Origin of the sequence: Photorhabdus tasmaniensis (genome assembly GCF_011189505.1) — a bacterium.
In the GTDB taxonomy this organism is placed as follows: domain Bacteria; phylum Pseudomonadota; class Gammaproteobacteria; order Enterobacterales; family Enterobacteriaceae; genus Photorhabdus; species Photorhabdus tasmaniensis.
Genome location: NZ_PUJU01000036.1, coordinates 39,998 through 48,573, shown reverse-complemented (window position 1 = coordinate 48,573; position 8,576 = coordinate 39,998). Strand labels below are relative to the sequence as shown.

Here is an 8,576-nt window from a genome sequence, read left to right as displayed (position 1 = left end):
CCGGCATTAATCGAATACAATTGCTCTCCGCTTGCCCTGATTTGCTGTCCGTCCGCAGGGCTTCCAGCCGGTACTGGGTAAACGGAATGCCCTCTTTGTTTTTCAGAAAACGCCCGTAACTTTCGAAGATATGAAATGGCGTGCTGTTTTCTGCTTCATAATCGGTGGCGTTATGCTGCAAAGCATAATTGGGGTTGTGGTAATTCCGGTCTTTTTGAGTGGTGGATTCAGGGCGCATGTGGGAGCCAAGAGACCATCCGGAGATAACATTTTCATCTGTTACGTCGGTGACATCTGGGTTGTAGATCAACGTATCCGGTGCCCTCATGTGTAAGTGGCTGTCGCTCACATGGAGGCCATCATCGGCGAACCAGAAGAAAATCCCCTCTTCCGCGGCCAGGCGGGTGAAGAAATCATAGGAGGATTCCCTTTTCATGGTGGTGTATTCCCGCACTGAGTGCGGGTCATTAAAACGTATATTGGCCTGGAGTTTTTTCTGTTTCAGTATGCTGTGTAAAATGTCGGGAACACTGAGCTGGTGATAAATACGGCTGTCCTGATCCAGGGTCAGCAGCCACATTTCTGGCCTGACGGTCAGGTGATACAGCGTTTGATGCCGGTTTGTGGTCCCGATAACCGCACTTTCAATCAATCCGTTCACTTCACGTTGTAAAACATCGTCACGGGTGACGGTGAACTGTGCGGTTTGAAGCAGAAGGGTCGCCGTATCAATATCGGAGCGCGGTGCCGCCAGGGTCAGCGACAGGGTAAGTAACGATGAAAGCGCTTCATCTAATGTAAAATTGACGACCGCAAAAGTTTTGGGTGCCAGATTGCCGATAGTGCAGGAAAAGCGGAGTCCGGTTTTCATGGTTTTTCCTCATCATGTTACATAATCTTCTGATGCCCAGGCATATTGTAAAATCGCCAGCATTCACCGGTGCCGTTATTGATGACCGTTAATCGGTGAAAGCTTGTTTCGACCAGGCAGAGGGAGAAGGTGGTATGTAATGTTTTGGCGAAGACATACATTTCGCCTTCATGTTCATAATTTTCCGGTGTCATACGCAGCGTGATTTCCTGGCCTCTCATGGGGATACCCTTGACCAGATGGTAGTATGGCTCGATATGGATACTACTGAGACCGTCGGCCATGCGCTGAATATGCCGGCTCCGCGGGGCGTCCAGATGTGCGAAGGTATCAAGTTGTTTGACCAGCGATCTGACGGAATCAATATGGCCGAGAAAAAAGGGCCCAAGCGACAACAAAGATAGTATCGGCCAATGCTGATGACTGTTGACTACGGCAGGAAAGTCTTTTGACGCGGCCACAATATTTTTGGCCTGAATATGACTAGGTATCTGCTCATCGGGTATACAGATTTGCCCGATGCCCAGTGTTCGTGCTTGTGTATCAAATTTCTGATATTGGCAGTAAAAGTCGCAATGATGGTGTTCTGTGACCGGTTTTGCCTGATGATCATAAAACGTGAGATTAATTTGATTGCTCCCCAATGGCACTGCTTCCCGTATATGGTCAAAAAGTAATATTTTGTCACCGGGTTCGGCAAAATGGTGGGCGGTCAGTTGCGCGCTGTCGATAAGAGGAACACGGTGGTCAGATCCATCAGCGATTTCCTCTGGTTCAGATTGGAGTTTAATGCTGTCAATACTAAAGATTTCATCTGCTGCCAATACATAACGCGATTGACCCGGTTCAAATGCTATTGGTTTTGTTTTTGTCGAAGACAGGTTGATAACCGGTACGCAGTGGGGAATAAATGCGGGGGTAATATCCTCAATGGGAATGTTGCGGTCGAATTCCAGGATGAGGGTAAATTGCTTATCCTCTCCCAAAGGGAGCTGAGAGATCTCCTCCGATAAATCAAATGACATAAAGTCATTCACATGTGGCAGATAGAGGTATTCGTATAACACCTGCAGCGGCCAGAAATAGTCATGGGGTCTTGGCAATACCAGATTTTCCTTCAGACGTGTCGCTATCTTGATACCCAGATCCATCTCTTTCTCGGCAAGGGATGTTTTCAGATAAGTGTCATCCAGCGACTGACCCAGGTATTTTGTCAGTAAAGATGCCAGTTTTTGATCTGCGCCCAGAAAAAGTATGACGGGCCCGGTCTTCCAGTGGGGCGTTTGCCCATGATATTGAAAGGTCAGCGAGATAAGGCTTTTGTTTTCGCTGTGTTTCAAAGTCTTATGGATCAAGGTGACCGGTTCAATGCTGATATCTTGGGTGGTTCTGAATGCAATTGATTGGCTATGTTGTATGGCAGAAATTTGACTGCCTTTGGCAATGAGTGTGGCTTCAGTTATGCTGCCCGGTTCAATATCTAACTGGATAATACTGGTTGACGGAATAGGGTGTAACGGTATCGGCCATACTTTTCGTAAAAGCGGATAAACCACTTCCGGGAAACCATCATCAATTTTTTGTTGAATACCGGCAGCCAGAAGCGCAAAACCTTCCAGTACCCGGAGAATATCAGGGTCACCCGATTCCGGAGTAAATGGGGCAAGATGTGGATGTTCTTGCGCCGCGTGATGCATATCCTGCTTTATTTGCGAAAGTGCTTCCCGATAGAAGTCTTCAAAATTCTTCATATTTATGTCTGTCTCTTTTATATTCAACTATTAGTGTGAATTTATATTTATACCTGAGAAATATCAAGGTTGATATTTCAAAGATTTGTAAATTTAGCTTTGTAATAGTCAATAATGTAAATTTTATAGGTGTTCAGGTAACGGGGTTATTTAAGTTATTTCAATGATTTTGGTTTTATGAAGTTTGCTTTAAATTAAGTTATGGCACCATGATAGTTAGATGTAATAAGCTGAAATTAATAGTTAACTAATAATTAATATGGTAAATAAATGTGACGTTACATTATTTTGGTTGGAGATCCTGTATCCTGTCCAAAATGTGATGGTAATCGAAACCGTTATACCCGGTGTAAAAGATCGGCCGTTCACGATCGATAACTAATGGTGCCTGACGGTGTGAAAAAATACAGCTCATCCGAAAGGTGGGAGAATTATCAGATGCTGCTTACCCGACTCATGTGTTCTGAACCGAAGTCAGACTCCGGTTCTTTATATATTAAGTTATTTTTTCATTTTATGAATAAAGCGCTTTTACAGGCAGGGAAAGAGAGTTGCCGGTGAGCACTTTTTGTAGAAAGTCAGTCAGATTTTTCTGATGTTTTTCAACCTCTTCTTTGCCAAACATTGCTGAATCAGCATCAAGATCAACAATTAATTCTCCGGCATCGACTTTCCCGCGATAGATAATGTTAAAGCTAGAGCAATCATAGAGCCCACTGGTGAGTATATGACGTTTAACCTGGCAATCGACAAAGTTTGGAGAGTCAAAAGGTAACACGTTGATGAGTGGCGAAAATAAATAACGGGTATCTTGAGGTAGTTTATGATCTAAAAAGATCTGTTCTATACGATATCTGGCATGAGTCCGTTGAGTATGAAGCGCGTTGATTGTTTTTTTCAAAAAGGTTTCTAATATTTCATCCGGGTTGGTGTTTATCAATAAGGGAAGAATATTAGTCATTAATGCCGGTGTATTGGTTCTGAAACGGGTTCGGCGATTCATATAGGGGAGCCATAACGGCATTGAATATTCACCATTTTGTGTCTGTGCAGCGAAATAGTAAAGCAGGTAGATGCTTGAAAGCGCCACTAACAGATCAGGCCAGGCGATACCTGTATCAGCCGATAGACGTGTTAAACCTGTGATAATATTCCCGGAGAGCACACAACTGGTGTAATGGTGTTTGGTGCTATAGTCGGCACGGGCGATATCCACGGTTGGAAGGTGCACGGATGAAAGATAATTTTGCCAGTATAAGCGATCCTTTTCATATTGCTCGCTGTTACAGTACTCTTGTTCTTCAGTAAGGTAGCTGCTGAGTGAGTGAAAAGAAGCATCGGCACTGGCTTTACCAAGATAGTATGAATAGAAATGCGCACAACGATGTTCAATGAGCGCCATACCAAATCCATCAAGCAGAATATGATGAGCCCGGTTGTACCAGAGATAATGAGATTCGCTTAATTTAAATAGCCACTGAGCGGATAGCAGCTGAGTTAATAAATTCAGCGGAGATTCCACATCGGCCCGCATAAGTTGCAACGCTGTGTGGAAGGGATCGGGCTGCGTTTGTAAGTCGATGAATTTTAACTGTGGTGTGGCGGCTTGATTCGGTTGTTGTAAAGGAAACAGCTGTTCTTTAAGGCGTTTAAAACGGACAGAGAGTATATCTGTTTCACTGGTCACTGTCGTTATTGCTTTGCAAAGCGCCTCTTGATCGACATTGCCCTGAATATCAAGATAGTGAGCGACAGTCGAAACAACTTTTTCGGAATGCAGGCTGAACTCATGCCAGTAATATTGTTGTGCCTGCGTCAATGGCATCCAGCGAGAAGTTTGATCGATGTTTAACATGGTAAACCTTATGAATTCATCATAGAAAATAGAATAAAAAATAAAAAAAACAGATAAAATTTTCTTCTATGTTTGTGATAGGTGTTCATACAATGTTAAGCCACGATATTCCCGTCTGAACAAGCCAACACATAATCGCCTATTTATTCTCATGACATTCATTCTCCTGTTTGATCACCATTTTTCGTTGATTGTTTCTGGCTGAAATCTGAATTGGTTTTATATCTGAGAAAATGAAACATTTGTTGTGCGATACAACAAGAATGTGACGTATTTCGTGATCAGCGTTATTGTATATGATAATCATTATTAATCTCATTGTCGGATATTAGACAAAATGATACATTACGTCCACTTTGGATTATCTGAATGGGTATGCGAGGTTTCTGCATCGCAGATCCACCATCACTGTCTGAGAATGCCGGAATGAAATCGATATTAACCCTTGTATATGGCTTGGTAATTACTCTGGTCACTCTATTTGGGGGGACTGTTTATGCTGCAAACGCGAAAAATGCAGCTCAGACGGAAAGCCTTTCTTGGCCAAGAGAGTTTAAAAATGCGGATGGCACTATTACCACTATTCCGACAAAACCACAGCGTATTTTATCGACCACTGTTTCGATAACCGGAATACTGTTATCGATTGACGCGCCTGTAGTCGCGAGTGCAGCGGCTATGAATGGGAAATTTTTCGCGCAATGGGAAAAGGTTGCTCAAGAGCGGAAAATTGAAAAGCTTTGGCCAGCCGGCAATATTGATCTGGAAATGGCTTATGTTGTCGCGCCCGATCTGATTGTGGTTTCTGTGAGCGGCGCTGATTCCGCATATGCTCAGGTAGAACAACTTAAACAAATCGCGCCTACGATTATCTTAGATTATGGTAAACAGACATGGCAGGGTTTGGCGACTGAATTAGGAAAAGCGACAGGGCTTGAAGATAAAGTTGCGGCCAGAATTACTGGTTTTGATAATTATCTTGCTGAGTGCCGGGCAAAAATTGCTATCCCCGAAGGTAAGGTGAATATTATCAGCTATGCGGGGCCGGGAACCGTTAACCCCATATCAACGAGTATAAGCCCACATGCTTTGTTGCTTTCACAGCTTGGGTTTACTATCGAGTCGGCAGATCCGGCTTGGCATAATAGTGCGAATAAAACCGGGGACTTTGTTTGGGCGCAATATGAAAATATTACGCAGTTAACCGCGCCCACGACATTTCTTTTAAGTGCAGGAGAGCACAGAGCGGCTGAATTCTTAAAAGATCCTGTACTTGCTAATTTGCCTTCAGTCAAAACAGGACAAGTCTATGGTCTTGGTGTGAATTCGTTTCGAATTGACTATTACAGCGCAAAAGAAATTGCTGATAGCATTGTTAAACGGTTTGGCATTAAGCAGAAAGCCAAATAATTTAGCAATTGTTTGAGCTGAATATGAAAAAATTGATTTTTTCAGTTGCTAATTCTGTTACGCAATCCGATAACCAGCAATTCAAATTTCAACGAAAAGGGTTGCTGATTTGCGGGTTATTACTTGTGGCATTTTCAGTTTTTAGTCTTTTTGTCGGGACCCGCCCTGTCACGATTAAAGTCACCTGGGAGGCATTCACCGCTTTTAATCCTGCTAATAGTGAACATTTATTGGTTCGTTACCTGAGAGTGCCCCGTACTTTGCTGGCGATTATCGTTGGTTGTTCATTGGGTGTCGCGGGTGCCATTATGCAGGCGCTTACCCGTAATCCACTGGCTGATCCGGGTATTCTGGGAGTCAATGCCGGGGCAGCGGTTTCCATTGTCTCGGCAATTGCTTTTTTGGGCATTTCCGACGTTATTGGCTATATGTGGTTTGGTCTGGTAGGGGCGACAATTGCAGGTTGTGGCGTGTATCTGCTTGGGGGGATCCGGCATGGGTTGAACCCGGTAAGAATGGTATTGGCGGGCGCTGCACTGTCCGTTGTATTACTTGCTGTCACCCAGATTATCACCATAAACAGTGAAGATGAGGTATTTAATCAATTCCGACACTGGGTGGTGGGTTCACTTCAAGGACGAGGTTATGAGGTGCTTTTCCCTGTCTCCATTTTGGCGGCCTCAGGAGTGATGATTGCTTTAATGTTGACAAAGTCTCTTGATACGGTAGCACTTGGTCATGATCTGGAAAAATCACTGGGTGTTAACCAAACCAAAGTCTGGATCCTATCTGCATTGGCTATCATTATGTTATCTGGCGGCGCTACGGCAGCGGCGGGGCCCATTAGTTTCATCGGCCTGACCGCCCCCCATTTTGCTCGTTTAATTGCAGGGCCTGGTTATCGTTGGGTACTTCCTTATTCTATGTTGATATCTGGCGTCATGGTGGTTGCTGCTGATAGTTTGGGACGGGTCATAGGATATCCTGGGGAAATTAGTGTTGGCATTATGGTGGCGCTAATCGGAGGGCCGTTCTTTGTTTTCCTTGTCAGAAAATGGAAAATTGTTCAATTATGAGCAGACGGAATGATTATGAGACTGAGGTTAATATTTCCGGTAAGGTCTGGCGACAAGGAAAAGTGTCTCTTGTTTTTGTTCCCAGAAATCTTATGGTGATTTGTGCCATACTGCTGTTGATTATGGTATTAGCGCTTTTTTCCATGACTATCGGAAAATTTAATATCACAATCGAACAAATTATCACTATTTTTTGGGGGCGGGGCTCCGGTACAATCAGCGAAAAGATCATCATGGATATTCGTTTACCTCGCGTGTTAACCGCAATTTTTGTTGGTGCAGCACTGGGGGTATCTGGTGCGGTTTTTCAGTCCATTTCCAGAAATGCGTTAGGCTCTCCAGATGTAATTGGTTTTACAGCCGGTGCGGCGACGGGGGCGATTCTACAGATAGTTTTATTTGATAATAGTGCAGTGCAAGTAGCGATTGCTGCTGTTGCCGGAGGAACGCTGACCGCGGTGATAGTGTATCTGTTATCTTTAAAATCCGGTGCAATAGGTGGGTATCGCCTCATCCTGATAGGTATTGGTGTGGGTTCAGTGCTAAGTGCCCTGAATGGCTTATTACTGGTAAAAGGAAATCTCGATAATGCCGTGATGGCAAATTTATGGCTTGCCGGATCACTTAATGCCCGAACATGGATACATGTTTTCCCTGTTTTAATGGGCGTTGTATTGCTGGTGCCTTTGGTTCTTTTGATGGCAAGGAAACTGAGCATTATCGAGATGGGGGATGATATTGCCAGTCAGCTTGGTATCAGGGTGGAACGCGTTCGTCTTATTATGATTTTTTGTGCTGTGGTTTTAGCGGCTCTTGCCACTGGTGCCGCAGGACCGATTGCTTTTGTTGCTTTGGCAGCCCCTCAGCTTGTGGTTCGCCTGACTCGTTCGAGAAATATACCGGTTATCAGTGCGGCGCTAATGGGCGCTTGCCTTTTGTTGGCAGCTGATCTGTTTACACAACTGTTACCTTTACAAGCGGCAGTCCCTATTGGGCTTATGACGGGGCTCATTGGCGGAATTTATCTGATTTGGTTGTTGACCCGTTCCCGGCAAATTTAGCAAGAATTATCGTAAATTTTCTCTTCATGTGGCGAAGATCTCAAGAGAAACAGTCATTCAGGTAATGAATATAATGATATATTTTTTGCGATCTTTATCTGTCTCAATTGATGGAATATTTTCGTTATTTATATTTTTAACTTAGTTTGTGAATTGTTTCTTTATTTTCCTGGTTTGTTTTTTTAAGCCTCAAATTAATTCCATAAAATATAGGGATATATTTTTAGTCAATTTCTTTCTGGCTAAATACCTTCCTAAAACCACATGTTTTACCGAGTTATCTTTTGTTTTTTTTATTTCCTTAAAATAAAAATTTGTTTTATATGGGAAATTTATTTTTCTGTTGCATTGATCACAGTTAATGATAATGATTTTTATTTACATACAATAATACACCTTGTTATGATAATTATTCCTATTTAAGAAATATTATAACAAAGCAACACCGAAGAGTAATAATAACATTACGAAACTACTCTGCGTAAAATTAACATGGGTTGAATCGCACCATGTTTTTCCAGACTGGGAGCCACTGGTCAGCAATGTCACGAT

General features: G+C 43.2%; 6 protein-coding genes. 3 read left to right on the top strand and 3 right to left on the bottom strand.

Annotation, left to right across the window (positions count from 1 at the left end; genetic code table 11):
- The 3 genes from tssI to C5471_RS15825 all read right to left on the bottom strand — a co-directional run.
- The coding region (tssI, locus tag C5471_RS15835; RefSeq protein ID WP_166296107.1) for a type VI secretion system tip protein TssI/VgrG at positions 1-871 on the bottom strand (871 nt) is incomplete at its 3' end.
- Positions 872-888: 17 nt separating this feature from the next.
- On the bottom strand, positions 889-2,622 hold the full coding sequence (locus C5471_RS15830; RefSeq protein ID WP_133815426.1) for a type VI secretion system baseplate subunit TssF: 1,734 nt from the start codon (positions 2,620-2,622) through the stop codon (positions 889-891).
- A gap of 514 nt (positions 2,623-3,136) precedes the next feature.
- Positions 3,137-4,477: a condensation domain-containing protein gene (locus C5471_RS15825; RefSeq protein WP_133815425.1), complete on the bottom strand. Its 1,341-nt coding sequence runs from the start codon at positions 4,475-4,477 to the stop codon at positions 3,137-3,139.
- Positions 4,478-4,846: 369 nt separating this feature from the next.
- Between C5471_RS15825 and fepB the strand changes: the two genes are divergently transcribed.
- Genes fepB through C5471_RS15810 form a run of 3 tightly spaced genes read left to right on the top strand, consistent with a single transcriptional unit; the run spans position 4,847 to position 8,024 of the window.
- Positions 4,847-5,887, top strand: a complete 1,041-nt coding sequence (gene fepB / locus C5471_RS15820) for a Fe2+-enterobactin ABC transporter substrate-binding protein (RefSeq protein WP_242688736.1) — start codon at positions 4,847-4,849, stop codon at positions 5,885-5,887.
- 23 nt (positions 5,888-5,910) lie between these two features.
- Positions 5,911-6,963, top strand: a complete 1,053-nt coding sequence (locus C5471_RS15815) for a FecCD family ABC transporter permease (protein ID WP_133815424.1) — start codon at positions 5,911-5,913, stop codon at positions 6,961-6,963.
- Positions 6,960-8,024 (top strand): FecCD family ABC transporter permease, encoded by a 1,065-nt coding sequence (locus tag C5471_RS15810; RefSeq protein ID WP_133815423.1) that lies wholly within the window; start codon positions 6,960-6,962, stop codon positions 8,022-8,024. Before C5471_RS15815 ends, C5471_RS15810 begins: the two co-directional genes overlap by 4 nt.
- The last annotated feature ends 552 nt before the right edge of the window (positions 8,025-8,576 follow it).